Raw genomic sequence first — 17,051 nt, forward strand, 5'->3', positions numbered from 1 at the left:
GCTGCCATTGCCAACAGAACGTGTTTCATGGTCGCGTCTGAAAATGGGTTGGAGTCCCGATTCTACAGCTCTACTCAATTTCGAGCAATATTAGATTTTCCGTCGTGACGGCACACTCTGCGCATGAACTTCTCCACGCCCGCCAGTCAGAAGGCTGCTGAGCGCCCGATCAGCTTCGTGCTGAACGACCAAGCGTCGGGCGACGCGCCCGTGAGCGTCGATCTGGTCATCCGGCCGGAAGACCTCACGCGCACCGACACGTCGCGCATGAACGTTCAGCAGACCCTGGGCGGTGCCTGGGCCGACAACTTCGGCCCGGGCGTGCCCATCGTGAACATCTCCGGCAGCACCGGCTGGCGCGGGCAGGGGTTTGCCGGCGCCGACGGCGAGACCCGCTTCCGCCAGTTGTTCGACCAAGTGTTCACGCAGTGGCACGAGCGCCGCGAAGACGCCGTGCTCCAGGGGCGCGACCCAGACCTGGTGCAGCTCATCTTCAGCGACACGCTCGATCAGTTCAGCGGCGTGGTGGCGCCGACGTCGTTCGTGCTGCGCCGCTCGAAGGCCAGCCCGCTGCTGTGCCGCTACCAGATTTCCATGGCGATCCTCGACCAGAACGTCGATCAGCAGGCCGGCCTGAACCTGTCCTCCGGCCCGCTCGGCGGCAGCCTGACCGAAAAGCTTGGCATCGCCAGCATCATCGATTCGGTCAAGAAGATCACCGCCTTCATCAACGAGGTGAACCAGTTCGTCCAGAACACGCTGGTAGCTCCGGTCAGGGCCTTCCTGCAGTTCACCCAGCAGCTCTACAGCGCGGTGCGCGGCACCATCTCGGCCATCGACAATCTCGCCGGCAGCTTCATCAGCATCGCGCAGTATGTCGCCCAGGCCGGCGTGAACATATTCCGCACCCTGGCGGCGGTGGCCAGTATTCCCGGCCAGATCAAGACCCGGTTGCAGCAGATCGCGGGCGCCTACTCGAACATCTTCTGCGTGTTCAAGAACGCGCTGCGCAAGAAAATCTTCTACCCCGACTACACGCCCATGTTCGGCGCCTCGAACTGCTCGTCGACGGCTGGCGGCCGCCCGATCAGCACGATCTCCGGCGAGAACCCCTTCTACAAGGCGGTGCCCACCGGCGGCCCGGGCCCGGTCACCATCACGCAAAGCTCCAACATGGCGCTGCGCACCCTGGCGGCCAATGATCCGGTCCTGCAGCCGATGTCCACGGACCAGCTCGGCAGCACCATCCAGGCAGCCACCGACGGCATGGCGATCGCGGCATGAGCACTCAATTCGACCGCGAACTCTACGGCTATCGCTACGTCGAGGTCCGGCGTGGCGACAGCCTCCAGAAGATCGCCGCCCGCGAGCTGGGCGACGCCGGCCGCTGGTACGAGCTGATCGCGATCAACGACCTGCTGCCGCCGTTCGTCAGCGACACGCCTGCGGGCCCGCGCGTGGCCGTGGCCGGCCAGGCCATCATGGTCCCGGCGCCGACGCGGCCGGAGGTGGTCAACACCAATCCCGACCAGGTCTTCGAAGCGGACATGACGCTGAACCGTGGCCGCCTCGAGGTGGAGGACGGCGACTTCAAGGTGGTCACCGGTCGTTCGAACCTGCGCCAGGCGCTCAAGCACCGCGTCGACACGGCGCGCGGCGAGCTGCTCTACCACCAGGACTACGGCTCCTTGGTCAAGCGCATGCTGGGGGCCGTGAACGGGCCCACCAAGGCGCTGCTGTGCGCCCAATACGCCCGCGCCGCCGTGGCCGCTGACCCGCGTATCGCGCGGATCCGCAGCGCCGTGGCGGACACCTCTGGCGACACCACCCGAATCACCGTCGTGGCCGAGCCGATCTCCGGCAATGCGGTCGAAGTATCGACCACGGCACAAGGATCATAGATGGCCTTTCAGACCAAGGATTTTGTGTCGATCGTTGCCTCGATTGGCAACGTGATGAAGTCCACCCAGAACAAGGTGACGGACTTCAACATCGGCTCGGTATTTCGGACGCTGGTCGAGGCGCCGGCGGCCGAGATGGACGAGATGTACCAGCAGTTCGTCATCGGCCTGATCGAAGGCATCCAGACGGCGGTCTACACCTCGTTCAGCTTCGATCCGATCGACGCCGTGGCGGCGGCCGGCCTGGTGCGGGTGACCATCGAGGCCAGCGAGCAGCCCGTTCTGATCCCGGCCGGCACCTCGTTCTCGCCGGCTAACGGTCGCGTGGACTATACCTCCAGCGAGGATGTCACGATCCCACCGGGCAACACCGTCGCCGACATCCTGGTTGCCGCCGACTCGCCGGGCGTCATCGGCAACATCATGGCCGGCCAGGTCTTCACCCTGTCGCCTGCCCCGGACGGCCTGGTAAGCGCCACCAACCTCGATGACTTCGCCAGCGGCACCGACGCGGAAAGCGAGGACGACCGCAAGGTCCGGTTCAACGCCTTCATCCAGTCCTTGAACCGGGGCACGGTGGCGGCCATCGACTACGGCCTGAAGTCCACGACGCGCGAAGATGCCCAGGGCAACCTGATCGAGCGCGTGGTGGCGGCGGCCGTCGTGGAGCCCTACCTCGACGACCCCAATCAGCCGATCGCCTGGGTGCAGTGCTACGTGCACAACGGTGTCGGCAACACCACCAGCGCCCTGGTCGAGCGGGCGCGGGAGGTGATCTACGGCTACGTCGACGCCAGCGGCAAGAAGGTGCCCGGCTGGAAGGCGGCCGGCGTCAAGGTGGACGTGCATGCGGCCTTCGAGCAGGTCGTGGACGTCGCCGGCGTGCTCACGCCGCTGGCCGGCTACGACAAGCCCACCCTGCTCACCCAGGCCGAGCAGGCGATCTTCGGCTACATCCGGTCCCTGGATATCGGCCAGCCGGCGATCCTGGCCGAGATCATCGCGCAGATCATGGAGATCGAAGGGGTCTACGACTTTGTCCCTTCCCAGCCGCTGGCCAGCGTCCAGCCGAACAAGCGCACCAAGCTGATGCCTGGCGCGATCGACCTGACCTGACATGCAGCTCACTCCGAAGCTCCTGGCCTACCTGCACCGCATCTTCGTCGTCGAGGCGGATCAGTTCCTGGCCCTGCGGCTCACCCACCGCGATGGCATGACCTGGAAGGTGGCCGACGCCCGGCTCACCACCACGGTGCCCGGCCATCCGGAGGCCGGCCTGGACGTGGACCTGTCGCAGTACACGGTCGCCTCGCTGATCAGCTACCTGGCGGCCCAGCCTGGCTACATCATCCAGTACGGCGACCAGTCCGAGCTCGCCGCGCTGTCGGCGCGCGTGCTGATCGACGGGCAGAACGACGTCGCCCGCTCGAACGGCGACCACCTCTACGGCTACACCAACATCCTGTGGTCCTACATGGAGGCCATGGCCGTCGAGCTGCAGGAGGCCCGGCGCCAGATCGTCGAGGCGCTCAAGCAGTTGAACACCAAGACGGCCCAGGGCGAGTGGCTGGACCTGCTGGGCAGCTACTACGCGGTGCCGCGCATCCAGGGCGAGCTGGATGCCTCCTACGGCCCGCGCATCATCGCCGAGGTGCTGCGCCCGCGCGCGAACAACGTGGCGATGGAAGAAGCCATCAAGGTGTTCACCGGGCAGGACGCCAAGGTGACCGACGTCACCCTCTATGGCGAGACCTTCCCGCTCTACGATGGCGCGATCACCCATAACGGCACCTGGAACTACAATGCCAGCGCCATCCCGATCTATGGCCTGTTCGACGTCGAGTATGGCTACGACTTCGAGGGCGGCGCCGACATTACGGCCTTCCAGCAGATCGTCCGCGAGCTGATCGGCCGGCTGCGCGATGCCGGCACGCATCTGCGGTCGCTGCTGCTGCGCGGCTCGGATATGTCCGACACCTTCACGCCGCCCACCGACGGCGGTCCGATCGACTGGTCGATACAGGCCACGCTCGAGGACACGCTCGACGAGCCCGACGACCCGGACTTCGCCATGCAGGCTACCCTGGCAGCCATGCAGGACACCCTGGCCGAGCCTGCCGACGAGGCCGAGCTGAGCATCGCCTACGCCTACAGCTACAACGGGCTGCGCACGCACAACGGCATCATCACCCACGCCGGCGGCCAGACCCTGGCCGAGTCGCTCTAGGCGGGTCGTGACGGGACAATCTCCGTATCTAACGGAGGTCGGCTTGAGCCTTTCCTTTCATGACCAATTCGAACGCCCGCCGACCGGTGACTTCTACCTGGAGGTCTTCCGGCGCGGCCAGCTCATCGAGGTTGTCGACGAGAAGAACCTGATCGTCGCCAACTCGAAGCTGATCCATGCGCGCCTTCTGGGCGGCGACGTGGCCAACCGCAGCGTCACCCAGATCGCGTTCGGCACCAACCCGGTGGCGCCCAGCACGGGCAACACGACCATCACCGATCCCTACACCAAGGCGATCGACCTGGTCAGCTACCCCGCCACCAACCAGGCGCGGTTCGCGTTCTCGCTGGGCACCGCCGAGGCCAACGGCAAGGCCATCGCGGAGTTCGGCCTGCTCACCGCAGGCGGCATGCTCTACGCCCGCAAGAACCGCTCGAACCCGCTCCACAAAGAATCGGACATCACGTTCGCCGGAACGTGGACGATCAACTTCTGATCGGCGACTAGACCATGGCGAACCAACCAGAACAAATTCAGTGGGACGAGGGCGTCTACCAGCTCGAGACTACTGATCCCGTACAGGGCGGCGTCGGCGGCACGTCGAACCGGCCAATTCTCAACCTGGCGAACCGCACGGCTTACCTGAAGGACCGCCAGGACAAGCTGGTGAGTGGGGAGACCATCCCGCCCACGGTGGCGCCGAAGAACTCGCCGGAATTCACGGGCACGCCTACGGCGCCTGACGTGACCTTGGGCGACCGCTCCGGCAAGATCGCCAATACCAAGTTCGTCCAGGACACGGTTCACGGCCTGAGTTCCCTTAATGTCAGCGGAAACACCAACGTTACGCTGGGTGCCCAGAAGGCCGGCGCGGGGGTCCAGGTATTCACCGGGGTGCTGACCGGCAACATCGCCGTTATCGTGCCTGCCGAGCAGAAAAGCTGGATCGTTTCGAACCGCACCTCCGGTGCGTTCTCGCTGACGATCAAGACCGCTGCCGGAAACGGCGTCGTCGTGGCGCAGGGTAAGAATGCCGAGCTCTGGTGCGACGGCACGAACGTCCTGCAATCGACTAATGACTACACCAATGCGGCCCTGACCGGCACGCCGACCGCGCCCACGGCGGCAACTGGCAACAGCTCGCAGCAGGTCGCCAACACCGAATTCGTCCAGCAGACGGCCAATGAAATGGCGATCGTCTACGCAATCATTCTCGGGGGCTAACCCATGGCAGCAGCATTCAAGAACGCGCTCGGCACCTGCGGCACCACGCCTGGCGTGGCTTATACCGGCGCGACCGGGGCGGGCACGGTCATCACGTCGGCGACCTTCTGCAACACGACCGAAGACAAGACGCCCACGGTGACCGTCACCGTCACCAGCGGCGGCGTGACCAAGCACGTGCTCTACAAGGCCTCGGTGCCGACCAACGGCACCCTGACCCTCAAGCCCGAGGCACAGATCATCCTGAAGCCGACCGACACGCTGAACGTGCACGCCAGCGAGTCCAACGCGATCGATTTTGTGATCTCGGCCACGGAGCTCTGATATGGGCCGCCTCAACTACGACAGTGCGCCCGTGCGCAATATCCCGACGGCGGCGCCGGGCGATTCGTCGAGCACGCCGGCTTCCACCGCCTTCGTGCAGAACGCCGTGCCGGCCGGGGTCGTGTTGCCTTACGCGGGTCCGGTGCCGCCGGCCGGGTGGCTGCTGTGCGACGGCTCAAATGTCAGCCGCACGACCTATGCCAAGCTGTTCGCGTCCATTGGCACGACCTACGGGACTGGCAACGGCACGACGACGTTCAAGCTGCCCGACCTGCGCGGCGAGTTCGTGCGAGGCCTTGACCAGGGGCGCGGGGTAGATGCGGGACGGACGCTGGGTAGCGGGCAGGCGGATGAATTCAAGTCGCACGCCCACCCGTTAAACTCAGCCCCCAGCACTGCTGCGGCAGGGGGCGGAGTAGCAGTTCTGACCACTTCGGGTTCGGGGGCGGGAACGCAGACTGCGGGCGGCACCGAAACGCGCCCGCGCAACGTCGCCATGAACTACATCATCAAATTCGCATAAAGGAGGCTGGGACATGGCTTACCTTGGTAACAGCCCCCTCAACGCGCTGTTCAGCTTCACACCAGTCACGCTGGCCCAGGGCCAGACGCAGGTACTGGTCAACTACACGCCGGGCCGCTGCCTGTTCTTCAAGAACGGCGCGCTGCTCGACCCGAATATCGACTACACGGCGGCCAACGGCAGCACCGTCACGCTCGCCAGCCCGGCCAGCGCCGGCGACGTGCTGACCGGGATCAACCTCGCGTCGTTCGCCGTGGCGAATGCGCTGCCGCTAACTGGCGGCACGGTTTCCGGTCCGCTGACCGGACCGGCGAGCGCATCCGAAACGACTGGTGGATTGATCGAGCTCGCCACGACTGCCGAGGCGCAGGCGCTTCTGGACGACTTGCGTGCGCTGACGCCGAAGAAACTGGCGGACGCCTTCAAGGGAGCGAATACCCTTATTCCCGGTGGGTCCAACGGGCAGGGTTTCTTCAAGCTGCCGAGTGGGTTGATCGTGCAGTTTGGTTCTGTGATGGGCTTTGACAGCTACACTGTGACGCTTCCGATTGCTTTCCCATCAAGGCATCTCATGCACCCATTGGCAACTGCTGGCGGAAGCGGAGGCTATGCCCCTAACACCTCAGCCTGGGTGGAAACGTCAGAACCCACGGCAGCTAACTTCAAAATCTTCCCATACAGGCCCGGACCAACGGGGGGCGCCGTTAGCGCGGCCCGTGCGGTGTCCTGGTTGGCTATTGGAGTTTGACATGCAATTTTTCTACTCTCCGGAGGCCGCTGGCTTCTTCTGTCCGGACATCCACGCGAGCATTCCGGAGGATGCCGTCGAAATATCTGCCGACGAGCACGCGGCTTTGCTGGCCGGGCAATCCCAAGGCAAGCGCATCGTCGCCGACGGGGGAGGTCGGCCGACGCTGGTGGATCCGCCTCCGCCCTCTGACGAGCAGCTCGCAGCCGCTGCCCGCGTGGAGCGTGACACCGCGCTCACGGCAACCGACTGGCTGGTAGCGCGCCACCGCGACGAAACCGACGCCGGCGGCGACACCACGCTCACGGCCAACCAGTTCAAGGCATTGCTCGCGTACCGCCAGGTGTTGCGCGACCTGCCCGACCAGAAGGGCTTCCCGGCAGTCGCGATGCCGGAGGCTCCCGACTTCCTCTAAGCGAAAAGGCTGGGCCGATGAGTGGCAGCGATCAGTGATTTCTTCGATGGGATGCACGGGGTAATCTTCCCGTTCGGCGGCACGACGGCTCCGGCCGGGTTCCTGATGTGCGATGGCAAGGAGTACAGCCGGCTCCAGTACCCGGCGCTGTATGCGGTGCTCCTGACCCGCTTCGGCTCCAGCGATGGCGACCAGTTGTTCAAGGTGCCCGATCTGCGCGGCCGGGTGATCGCTGGCGTGGACAATATGGGCGGCACGGCAGCAGGGCGGCTCACGACGGCAGGCTCTGGCGTCAATGGAGCCGTGCTGGGCGCGGATGGCGGCGAACAGGCACACACGCTGACCGTCCCGGAAATTCCGGCGCACACCCACGCCGACAGCCGCTATACCGGCACCAATCCTGGGGCTGGATCGCCGGTAGCCGGCACGGGCGCCACGGCAGTGATTGGGCAAGCCCAGGGCGGCAGCACTGGTGGCGGCCTGCCGCACAACAACGTCCAGCCCACGCTGGTGCTGAACTACATCATCAAGACATAGGACGGCGATCGCCTGATCCTGGGGCCCGGCATCGTCCGGGCCTTTTGCTTGGGTGGTGCGGGCGGTCGGACTCGAACCGACACTCCCTCTCGGGAAGTGGCTTTTGAGGCCACCGCGTCTACCAATTCCACCACGCCCGCTTCCGAGGTCTGTGCCCGACCTGCGCCCGGGCTCTGCTCACCTACCGAAAAAACCTAGCGTTTCCAAGGGCTCACGGCGCTTGACACCCGGATTTTGAGTCCGGCGCGTCTACCAGTTCCACCACGCCCGCACGGGCGACCGGCGCACTAGTGCCATGGGCGAACACCAGCGTCCAGTGCCGGCAGCGGTAGGAAACGGGCTCAATCGTCGGCCACCACCACGAGCCGGTTGCCGTCCACCCGCACCACGCGCACGGCCGCACCGGCCGGCAGATCGGGTCCGCTGGCCGGCCAGCTCGAATCGCCGACCCGCAGCCGGCCGCTGCCGTTCCGGATCGGCCGGTCCAGGACCAGCCTGGTGCCCACCAGCGCCGCACCCCGGCGGTTCAGGTCCGGCAGCGGCGAGGCAGGGGGTGCCGGGCGGAAGCGGAACCAGGCGAGCACCGCCAGGCCCGCCGCCAGGGCGAACACCAGGGCCTGGACCTGCCAGACCAGTTCCGGCGCCCACCAGGCGACGGCGGCCGTGACCACCGCGGCCACCGCCAGCCAGGCGAAGAAGAAGCCGGGCGTGGCCAGCTCCAGGAGCAACAGGACCCCGCCGATCGCCAGCCATTGCCAGGCCGCCATGGCCAGCACTCCTCAGCCCTGCCCGTCCGGCCGGGGACCCCAGGGGGCGGCGGCCGCGGCCTGGGTGGTGCGCTGGCCCAGCGCCTCCTGGGCCAGCTCGGCGATCCCGGTCAGCGAGCCCAGTGCGGCGCTGGCTTCCATCGGCAGGATGAAGGTCTTCTGGTTGGGCGAGGTGGCGAAGCGACCCAGCGCTTCCAGGTATTTCTGGGCGACGAAATAGTTGGCGGCCTGGATCCCGCCCTCGCCGATGGCACCGGCCAGCATCCTGGTGGCCTCGGCCTCCGCCTGGGCCAGCCGCTCGCGCGCCTCGGCATCGCGCATCGCCGCGTCGCGCCGGCCTTCCGCCTCCAGCACCGCCGCCTGCTTCATCCCCTCGGCGCGCAGGATCGCGGCCGCCCGCGACCCTTCCGCCTCCAGCACCACCGCGCGCTTCTCGCGCTCGGCCTTCATCTGCCGGGCCATGCTGCTGACCAGGTCCGCCGGCGGCCGGATGTCCTTGATCTCGATCCGGGTGACCTTGACTCCCCAGGGCTGGGTCGCCTCGTCCACCACGGTGAGCAGCCGGCTGTTGATCACGTCGCGCTGGCTGAGCACCGCATCCAGGTCCAGCGAGCCCATCACCGTGCGGATATTGGTCATGGTCAGGTTCAAAATGGCGTTGCGCAAATCGGCCACCTCGTAGGCGGCGCGCGCCACGTTCAGGACCTGGTAGAACACCACCCCGTCCGCGGTCACCATCGCGTTGTCGCGGGTGATGACCTCCTGGGAGGGCACGTCCAGCACCTGCTCCATCACGCTGAGCCTGGCGCCCACCCGGTCGATCACCGGCACGATCAGGTTGAGGCCCGGGGACAGGGTCCGGGTGTAGCGGCCAAACCGCTCCACGGTCCATTCCTCGCCCTGCGTCACCGAGCGCACCCCCATGGCGATCAGCGTGATGATCACCACCAGCACCACCAGCACCACGACCGTCGCGCCGAACTCCATGCCCATCCTCCGCCGCCCTCGTCCGCCTGTCCTTTCCTAGCAGGTCGGCTTTGACAGATCGCGGGGGAACGCCCACCATTCGTCCTGGATGGTGCCCGGGGTGACCCGGGCCGAGAGGGAAGCCGGTGCGATGCCGGCGCTGCCCCCGCAACCGTAAGCGGTGAGCCGTCGCTCGAGCTCAAAGCCACTGGGGCCTTTAGGTCCTGGGAAGGCAGAGCGACCGGTGCCGACCCGCGAGCCGGGAAACCTGCCGTCCGTTTGCCATGTCGGAACTCGCCGGGCGGGGTGCCCCGGCCGGAGGTCAATCATGCCGAGCCTGTCGTTCGACCCCCCGCCCCTCATGCCGGCCGAGCTGGCCGACCCGAGCGGGCTCCTGCGCGCCGCCCTGGCGCACGACCAGGGCCACCCGCCGCGCGAGATCCTGCTAGCCTGGCTGCTGTCGCTGGCCCCGGGCATCGACCCGGCGCGGGCCGCGCGCGCCATGCTGCCGGACGGGGCGGGCGTCCCGGGCTCGATCGGGGCGGAGCTGGCCGAGGTGGCGCGCTGGCCGGAAGAGCGCCTCGCCGGCTATGCGCGCCGCCAGCGGCGCTGACGCCGTCCCGGTCGTTCAGCGGCAGCTCGTGGTGGTGTCGGTGCCGAACAGGGTCAGCGGGTCGCTGCGGCTGTCCTCGTAGTCGTAGCGGCAGACGAGGCAGCGCTTGCCAATCGGGTCGCCATCGGCCAGCTCGATCTCGCTGCGCAGCACGCCACGGTCCTCCCAGCCATCCGGGTTCGCCTGCCGCTCGTCCTGGTCCAGCGCCTGGTCGGCCGTGCTGCTCATCGCGATGCGGCCAGGCATCGACGCCAGCCGCCACTCGGGTCCCCCCGGCGTCGCCGCCTGGTAGCGTGCCAGGCAACTATCCAGCAGGGCCTGGGGGTCGCGCTTGAGCCGCTCCAGGGTCCGCGCCGCCCGGTGGCCCGGCTCGGCGGCACTCTCCCCGAGCAGACCCTCCTGCCGTTCCACCGGCGTGCCCGGCGCCCCGGCGCAGGCGGTGACGAGCAGGCAGGCCAGCGGCAGAAAGCGCCTCACGCCTGGTCGTCCCACAGGCGGAAGCCACCGATGAACGCGTTCTCGTTGTCGCCGATCCGGCAGCCCGCGGGCAGCTCCTTCAGCTTGCGGGCATTGCCGCCGCCCAGCACCACGTCGTCGATCAGGAGGGCCTCCTGGAACAGCCGCACCACCTTGTGGACATGGGCTTCCCAGCGGTCCCGCCCCCGCTTCTCCAGCCCACGATTGCCGACATAGTCCTCATAGGTGCGGTCCTTGCGGTAGGGCAGGTGCCCCAGCTCCATCGGGATGATCGTCCCGTCCACGATCATGGTGTTGCCGAGCCCGGTGCCGAGCCCCAGGAACAGCATCTTGCCGCCTTCATAGGAGCCGATCGCCTGCATCACCGCGTCGTTGACCAGGCGCACCGGCACGCCGAAGGCCTGGGTGAAGTCGAACTCCATCCAGCCCGGCCCGAGATTGACCAGGTCCCGGACCACCCGGTTGCCCGCCACCGGGCCCGGGCAGCCGATGGAGATCCGGGTGTAGTTCCAGCCCGTGGCCAGGCGCTGCACGTCGGCCACGAGCTGCCCCGGGCGGTAGTCCGGCCCGGTCGGGGCCTTGCGGCGCTCGTCGTAGCCCTCGCAGCGCAACTTCACGTTGTTGCCGCCGACGTCCACCACCAGCGTCGCCATCTCGCCCCCGCGCATTGGACCGCCTGGGGCTGCGTAGGTGGTGGCATCTGGCGCGTAAAGGGCCGAGGCAGCGGCAGCGCCCAGGCCCCGGCGGCGGCGTTGCGGGCAGACCTCAATGGCGGGCGACCAGCTTGCGCAGCGCCGCTTCGGGCATCGGCCGGGCCAGGACATAGCCCTGCACCTCGTCGCAGCCGAGCTCGCGCAGGAACTGGAGCTGCCGCTCGGTCTCCACGCCTTCGGCGATCACCCGCTTGCCCAGGCTGTGAGCGAGGTTGACCATGGCGGTGACGATCATGTCGTCGTCCGTGTCCCGGCCGATGTCGCGCACGAAGGACTGGTCGATCTTGATCTTGTCGACCGGGAAACGCTTGAGATAGGCGAGCGAGCTGTAGCCCGTGCCGAAATCGTCCACCGCGAGGCGCACGCCCAGGTGGGCGATCCGGCGCAGCATCTCGGCGATCGCGTCGTTGGAGGGCTCGAACAGCAGGCTCTCGGTGATCTCGATCTCGAGCAGGTCGGGCGGGATGCCGCTCTCGGCGATCAGCTCGCGCAGGCTGGCCGCGAAATCGCCGTGGCGGAGCTGGGCCGCCGACAGGTTGACGCCGATGGCGAGCTCCTGGCCGGCATCCAGGCCGCGGCGGATCGCCCGGCAGGCCTCCTCCAGCACCCAGCGCCCCAGCGGCCGGATCAGGCCGGTGGATTCGGCCACCGGGATGAAGGCCTTGGGCGGGATCGGACCGCGCTCCGGGTGCTGCCAGCGCACCAGCGCCTCCGCCCCCACCGGCCGCCCGCCGCCGATCGAAAACTGCGGCTGGAACACCAGCGAGAGTTCGGAGCGCTCGATGGCGCGGCGCAGCTCCCGCTCCAGCGACTTCTTCTGCAGGACTTCCGCGTTCATCTGCTCCAGGAAGAACTGGAAGCGGTGGCCGCCCTCGGCCTTGGCCCGATAGAGCGCCAGGTCGGCGTTCTTGATGAGCTGGTCGGGGCTGTTCGCGTCGGCCGGGAACAGGGTGACGCCCAAGGACGAGGTGATGAACAGGTCGTGGTCGTCGATGGCGATCGCCTGGGCGATCGCGTCCAGGGCCTTCTGCGCCAGGACCGCCGCACCGTTGGCGCCGTTGCGGCTGGACAGGTCGGTCTGCACGATCGCGAACTCGTCGCCGCCCAGCCGCGCCAGCGTGTCGGTGCTGCGCAGGGTCCGGCGCAGCCGGTCGGCCACGATCTGCAGGAGCCGGTCGCCCGCGGGGTGGCCCAGCGTGTCGTTCACGTCCTTGAACTGGTCGAGGTCGAGCAGCATCAAGGCACCGTGCTTGCCGTCGCGCGCCGCCCTGGCCATGGCCGCTTCCAGCCGGTCCAGGAGCAGGGTGCGGTTGGGCAGTCCAGTCAGCCCGTCATGATGGACCAGGCGCTTGATCTCGGCTTCCGCACGGCGCCGGTCGGTCACGTCGCGCAGCACGGTCTGGAAGGCCTGGCGGCCGCCCTCGCGCAGGGCCGAGGTGGTGATCTCCACCTCCACGCGGCGGCCATCCAGCGTGATGATCGCCGTGGCGGCCGGGTCGGTGACGATCTCCTCGTGTTCGGCGCGCGCGAGCTGCTGTGCCAGCGACGGGCTGCCCTCGGGGGCGATCAGCTCCATGAGCCTGCGCCCGACCAGGTCGTCGGCCGAGCGCGCCGCCAGGATGCGCAGCGCCGACTGGTTGGCCAGCACCACGATCCCGTCCTCATGCATCAGGATCGCGTCGGGGGCGGTGTCGATCAGCCGGCGCCAGCGCTCCTCCGAGGCGGCGCGCCCGGCCTCCGCCGCACGATAGGCGGTCACGTCGATCAGGGTGACGACCGCCCCGGTGATCCCGGCTCGCGCGGTCTTGTGGGCGAGCACGCGGACGAGATAGCGGCTGGTTTCCCAGGACGGGATCTCGATCTCGGCGGGCTCGCCGCTCTCCAGGGTACGCAGGATCAAGGGCCCCAGCTCGCGGCTGCCGAGGCCGGCCATCACCGCGTCGAACGGGCGCCCCTCTGCGGGGCCGTCCAGCCGCAGCATGCGCCCGGCGATCGGCGCGCAGCGCCGGACCCGCAGGTCGCGATCGACGAACACCACGCCGACATCGATCGAATCCAGCAGGCTCGTGATGTCGCCGGTGAGCTGCTCCAGCTCCGCGATCTTCTGGCGATGGGCGCTGTCCACCCGCACGAGTTCCTCGGTCAGCGCCTTCAGGTCGGACGCATAGGCCTCCAGCTCGTCATGGGCCTGCTTCAGATCGTCGAAGGCCGCCTGGAGGCGCTCGTTGCCGAGCTCCAGCCGCTCCACCGCCGCCTTCAGGTGCAGGCGCGAGGCGCCGAGCTGGCTGGCCAGCACCGAGCTGCGGTCCGCGGCGGGGCCCAGCGGGATCGGCCTGGCCTGGATCGGCCCCTGCAGCGGCCGGCTGGGTCCTGCCAGCACCAGGACGTGCGGCAGGCCCTGCTCGGGCGAGTCCAGCGGGACGAACAGGAGATCGACCAGGCAGGTCAGGCCGGGCGCTGCGTCGAATGGCAAATGGAGCAGCCGCTGGGGCGTGGAACTCGCCCGGGCGGCCTGGAGGGTCTCGCCGACGGGCGGCTGCATCGCCGGCGGCAGCGCGCCCAGCGGACATTCCGTGCCCGGCATCTGGACCAGCAGGGGATGGGTGCCGTAGAGCGGCAGGATCCGGTCCTGCGGGTCGATCAGGCAGGCGGCGGTGCCGGCGGTCAGCCGCGCCAGCACCTCGCCGGTCCAGGCCGTGGCGGGCTCGGCCAGCCCCTGGCTGCTGCCCAGCCGGGCGGTCCAGAAATCGGCGAGCCAGCCCGGCAGCCTGGTGGTCGGCATGCTCAGGCGCAGCCCGTCCGGCCCGGCCAGCTCGACCGAGCTGCCGTCGCCGCGTGCGCACAGGCCGCCGGCGGCACGGATGGAATCAGCCAGCGTGCTGCTGCCCTGGCTGTTGCCCTGGCCCAGCAGGAGGTGGGCGATCCGGTCCCCCGGCCCCAGCGCCGGCCCGGGCCTGGATCCCGACGGGGGCCGACCTGGCGGCAGATGTCGCCAGTGGCCGTCGTCCCGGACGATCCGGGCGGGATCGGCAAGGCGGGTGATCCGGTCCGCCAGGATGGTCTGCCCGGCAGCCCCGGCCTCGCCCGGCAGGCCTGTGCCCCCCGGCGGGGGCACCACCAGCAGCCAGGCGATGCCGGACCGGTCCGGCCGATGGGCGAGGACGCGCTCCGCCAGGTCCAGCGCACCCGGCATCGGCTCGACAATGGTCAGGAAGCGTGCCGGAGCATCGGCGGACGATACGTCATGCTGCCAATCGGCAGACAGATCTGGCCCTGGTTCGGCGGATATGATCATCGTCGCCCAACTGTCCAATGCTGCCGCAGATTGGTCGAGTACCGGGTCGGCTTGTCAACTCCAGATTACAAACCGTTAGTCTTATCTCGCGGAAATGGGAAGACCCCGGAAGCCCGGGCACTCGGTCGAGCGCCCGGTTTCCGGGTTGCGCCGGGATCAGCCCTTGATGTTGTCGGGCATCACCTTGTTGTCCTCCCAGGCCTGCAGGAGCAGGTCGTAGTTGACCGTGACACCCTGCGGCTTCTCGTTCTCCAGCTTACGCTTGGGCTCGCCGCCGGTCTCATCCGCCTTCTTGTACCACTCCTCCGGGTCCACCTCCGGATTGAGCTTCGGCGCGCATTCGCCGCCGATGCCTGCGCGCTCCAGGCGACGCAGCACGTCGTCCTGCTGCTTGGCCAGGTTGTCCATGGCCTCCTGGGCGGTCTTCTCGCCGCCCACCGCCTCGGCGACGTTGGCCCACCAGAGCTGGGCGAGCTTCGGGTAATCCGGCACGTTGTTGCCGGTGGGCGACCAGGCGACCCGGGCCGGGCTGCGGTAGAACTCGATCAGGCCGCCCAGCTTGGGCGCCCGCTCGGTGAAGCTCTGGTGGCGGACGTCGCTGTCACGGATCGGCGTCAGGCCGACATGGGTCTTCTTGAGCGAGGTGGTCTTGGCGACGCAGAACTGCGCGTACAGCCAGGCGGCCTTGCGCCGGTCGACCGGGGTCGAGGTCATCAGCGTCCAGCTGCCTACGTCCTGGTAGCCGAGCTTCATGCCCTCCTTCCAGTAGGCCCCGTGCGGCGACGGCGCCATGCGCCACTTGGGCGTGCCGTCGGCGTTCATCACCGGCAGGCCTTCCTTGGCCGAGGCGGCGGTAAAGGCCGTGTACCAGAAGATCTGCTGGGCGATGGCACCCTGGCTGGGTACCGGGCCGGCCTCGGAGAAGGTCATGCCCTGGGCTTCCGCCGGGGCATAGGCCTTCAGCCAGTCGATGTATTTCTGGGTGGCATAGACGGCGGCCGGGCCGTTGGCGCCGCCGCCGCGGCTGACCGAAGATCCCACCGGGCGGCAGCCTTCCATGCGGATGCCCCACTCATCGACCGGCAGGCCGTTGGGGATGCCGACATCGGACATGCCGGCCATGGACAGCCAGGCGTCGGTGAAGCGCCAGCCGAGCGACGGGTCCTTCTTGCCATAGTCCATATGGCCGTAGATGCGCTGGCCGTTCACTTCCTTCACATGGTTGGTGAAGAAGTCGGCGATGTCCTCATAGGCCGACCAGTTGACCGGCACGCCCAGCTCGTAGCCTTTGACCTTCTGGAACTCCTCCTTCATCTGCGGGTCGTTGAACCAGTCGTAGCGGAACCAGTAGAGGTTCGCGAACTGCTGGTCGGGGAGCTGGTAGAGCTTGCCGTCCGGTGCCGTGGTGAACGACTTGCCCATGAAGTCGTCGACATCGAGGGTGGGGAGCGTGACGTCCTTGCCCTCGCCCGCCATCCAGTCGGTCAGCGGCACGACCTTCTGGTAGCGGAAATGGGTGCCGATCAGGTCGGAATCGTTGATGTAGGCGTCGTAGATGTTCTGATCGGACTGCATCTGGGTCTGCAGCTTCTCGATCACGTCGCCTTCCTGGATCAGATCATGGGTCATGTTCATGCCCGTGATCTCGGAAAACGCCTTCGCCATCGTCTGCGCTTCGTAGACGTGGGTGTCGATCGTCTCCGACACGATCTTGAAGGACTGGCCCTTGAACGGCTCCGCCGCCTTCTGGAACCAGGTCAGCTCCTCGATCTGCTGGTCGCGGGTGAGGGTCGAGGGCTGGAACTCGTCGATCCACTTGTTGATCGTGGCGTCGGCCGCGTTCGCCCGGATGATCCCGGGCATCGCCAGCGCCGCGCCGGCCATGGCGGTGCCGCTCAGGAACCGCCGACGGCCCAGATGCCATTTCGTCATGAGAGACCTCCCTGTCTCTTCCCTGTTCCCGTCGATCGCCGCCGCCGGTCCGGGAACTGTCCCGGCGGGCGTGGCCCGGTGCCGTCAGCCGAAGCGCAGCACCAGGGCGAACCACAACACTGCCAGGATCGACGCCCACCACAAGGGCGACGCCACCAGGGCCAGCCAGGCGAGGTGGATCCAGGCAGCGCCCAACAGCCCGATGAACACCCGGTCGCCGCGGGTAGTCGTCATCGGCAGGAAGCCTTTGCGCTCGATCGTGGGATAGGCGAACTGCAGCCCGGTCATGACCAGGAGCAGGAGCGCCACCCCGGCGAAGAACAGCCCCACCGGCATCGTCCAGGCCATCGAGCGGATCAGGGTCGCGAGTGCCTCCATCTGCGCCTCCG

19 protein-coding genes, 1 tRNA gene and 1 riboswitch are annotated in these 17,051 nt (G+C 67.9%); of the genes, 12 read left to right on the forward strand and 8 right to left on the reverse strand.

Annotated elements, in window-relative coordinates:
* Positions 1 to 123: 123 nt before the first annotated feature.
* Genes HLA95_RS06330 through HLA95_RS06380 form a run of 11 tightly spaced genes read left to right on the forward strand, consistent with a single transcriptional unit; the run spans position 124 to position 7,899 of the window.
* Positions 124 to 1,284 (forward strand): hypothetical protein, encoded by a 1,161-nt coding sequence (locus tag HLA95_RS06330; protein WP_191058388.1) that lies wholly within the window; start codon positions 124 to 126, stop codon positions 1,282 to 1,284.
* Entirely contained in the window at positions 1,281 to 1,901 is a 621-nt protein-coding gene (locus HLA95_RS06335; RefSeq protein ID WP_191058389.1) for a LysM peptidoglycan-binding domain-containing protein, read from the forward strand. The genes HLA95_RS06330 and HLA95_RS06335 overlap by 4 nt, the downstream gene beginning before the upstream one ends.
* The gene (locus HLA95_RS06340; protein WP_191058390.1) at positions 1,902 to 3,017 is read left to right on the forward strand and encodes a baseplate J/gp47 family protein; all 1,116 of its coding nucleotides are present in this window, start codon (positions 1,902 to 1,904) and stop codon (positions 3,015 to 3,017) included.
* A 1-nt stretch (position 3,018) separates the two neighbouring features.
* The gene (locus HLA95_RS06345; RefSeq protein WP_191058391.1) at positions 3,019 to 4,128 is read left to right on the forward strand and encodes a UCP028438 family phage-derived protein; all 1,110 of its coding nucleotides are present in this window, start codon (positions 3,019 to 3,021) and stop codon (positions 4,126 to 4,128) included.
* Between the two features lie 43 nt (positions 4,129 to 4,171).
* Complete coding sequence (locus tag HLA95_RS06350; protein WP_191058392.1) at positions 4,172 to 4,624, forward strand: hypothetical protein; 453 nt, start codon at positions 4,172 to 4,174, stop codon at positions 4,622 to 4,624.
* Between the two features lie 14 nt (positions 4,625 to 4,638).
* Positions 4,639 to 5,352 (forward strand): hypothetical protein, encoded by a 714-nt coding sequence (locus tag HLA95_RS06355; RefSeq protein WP_191058393.1) that lies wholly within the window; start codon positions 4,639 to 4,641, stop codon positions 5,350 to 5,352.
* Positions 5,353 to 5,355: 3 nt separating this feature from the next.
* Complete coding sequence (locus HLA95_RS06360; protein WP_191058394.1) at positions 5,356 to 5,676, forward strand: hypothetical protein; 321 nt, start codon at positions 5,356 to 5,358, stop codon at positions 5,674 to 5,676.
* 1 nt (position 5,677) lies between these two features.
* Positions 5,678 to 6,199 (forward strand): tail fiber protein, encoded by a 522-nt coding sequence (locus tag HLA95_RS06365; RefSeq protein ID WP_191058395.1) that lies wholly within the window; start codon positions 5,678 to 5,680, stop codon positions 6,197 to 6,199.
* A 13-nt stretch (positions 6,200 to 6,212) separates the two neighbouring features.
* The gene (locus HLA95_RS06370; protein WP_191058396.1) at positions 6,213 to 6,947 is read left to right on the forward strand and encodes a gp53-like domain-containing protein; all 735 of its coding nucleotides are present in this window, start codon (positions 6,213 to 6,215) and stop codon (positions 6,945 to 6,947) included.
* Between the two features lies 1 nt (position 6,948).
* A complete protein-coding gene (locus tag HLA95_RS06375; protein ID WP_191058397.1) occupies positions 6,949 to 7,362 on the forward strand; it encodes a phage tail assembly chaperone in 414 nt (137 codons plus the stop codon).
* Positions 7,363 to 7,383: 21 nt separating this feature from the next.
* Positions 7,384 to 7,899: a phage tail protein gene (locus tag HLA95_RS06380; protein ID WP_191058398.1), complete on the forward strand. Its 516-nt coding sequence runs from the start codon at positions 7,384 to 7,386 to the stop codon at positions 7,897 to 7,899.
* A gap of 53 nt (positions 7,900 to 7,952) precedes the next feature.
* Here the strand turns inward: HLA95_RS06380 and HLA95_RS06385 are convergent.
* The 3 genes from HLA95_RS06385 to HLA95_RS06395 all read right to left on the reverse strand — a co-directional run bounded on the left by HLA95_RS06385 (position 7,953) and on the right by HLA95_RS06395 (position 9,653).
* Positions 7,953 to 8,039, reverse strand: a tRNA-Leu gene (locus HLA95_RS06385).
* Between the two features lie 201 nt (positions 8,040 to 8,240).
* Positions 8,241 to 8,666 carry an NfeD family protein gene (locus HLA95_RS06390; RefSeq protein WP_222182788.1) on the reverse strand — a complete coding sequence of 142 codons (426 nt, stop codon included), beginning with the start codon at positions 8,664 to 8,666 and terminating at the stop codon, positions 8,241 to 8,243.
* A gap of 12 nt (positions 8,667 to 8,678) precedes the next feature.
* The gene (locus HLA95_RS06395; RefSeq protein WP_255591538.1) at positions 8,679 to 9,653 is read right to left on the reverse strand and encodes an SPFH domain-containing protein; all 975 of its coding nucleotides are present in this window, start codon (positions 9,651 to 9,653) and stop codon (positions 8,679 to 8,681) included.
* A gap of 72 nt (positions 9,654 to 9,725) precedes the next feature.
* Positions 9,726 to 9,922: riboswitch (cobalamin riboswitch) on the forward strand.
* Between the two features lie 38 nt (positions 9,923 to 9,960).
* On the opposite strand from HLA95_RS06395, the gene HLA95_RS06400 reads away from it, so the two are divergent.
* Positions 9,961 to 10,245 carry a hypothetical protein gene (locus HLA95_RS06400; RefSeq protein ID WP_222182792.1) on the forward strand — a complete coding sequence of 95 codons (285 nt, stop codon included), beginning with the start codon at positions 9,961 to 9,963 and terminating at the stop codon, positions 10,243 to 10,245.
* Between the two features lie 15 nt (positions 10,246 to 10,260).
* Here the strand turns inward: HLA95_RS06400 and HLA95_RS06405 are convergent, their stop codons facing one another.
* From HLA95_RS06405 to HLA95_RS06425, 5 genes are all read right to left on the reverse strand, one after another.
* Positions 10,261 to 10,722, reverse strand: coding sequence for a hypothetical protein (locus HLA95_RS06405; RefSeq protein ID WP_222182794.1), 462 nt, complete (start codon positions 10,720 to 10,722; stop codon positions 10,261 to 10,263).
* Positions 10,719 to 11,390 carry an ROK family protein gene (locus tag HLA95_RS06410; RefSeq protein ID WP_222182796.1) on the reverse strand — a complete coding sequence of 224 codons (672 nt, stop codon included), beginning with the start codon at positions 11,388 to 11,390 and terminating at the stop codon, positions 10,719 to 10,721. Before HLA95_RS06410 ends, HLA95_RS06405 begins: the two co-directional genes overlap by 4 nt.
* A 97-nt stretch (positions 11,391 to 11,487) precedes the next feature.
* Entirely contained in the window at positions 11,488 to 14,628 is a 3,141-nt protein-coding gene (locus HLA95_RS06415) for an EAL domain-containing protein (RefSeq protein ID WP_222182799.1), read from the reverse strand.
* 258 nt (positions 14,629 to 14,886) lie between these two features.
* The gene (locus HLA95_RS06420; protein WP_191060133.1) at positions 14,887 to 16,662 is read right to left on the reverse strand and encodes a carbohydrate ABC transporter substrate-binding protein; all 1,776 of its coding nucleotides are present in this window, start codon (positions 16,660 to 16,662) and stop codon (positions 14,887 to 14,889) included.
* A gap of 84 nt (positions 16,663 to 16,746) precedes the next feature.
* Positions 16,747 to 17,040 (reverse strand): DUF2160 domain-containing protein, encoded by a 294-nt coding sequence (locus tag HLA95_RS06425; RefSeq protein ID WP_222182801.1) that lies wholly within the window; start codon positions 17,038 to 17,040, stop codon positions 16,747 to 16,749.
* Between the last annotated feature and the right edge of the window lie 11 nt (positions 17,041 to 17,051).

Origin of the sequence: Geminicoccus harenae (assembly GCF_019800005.1) — a bacterium.
Classification (GTDB): domain Bacteria; phylum Pseudomonadota; class Alphaproteobacteria; order Geminicoccales; family Geminicoccaceae; genus Geminicoccus; species Geminicoccus harenae.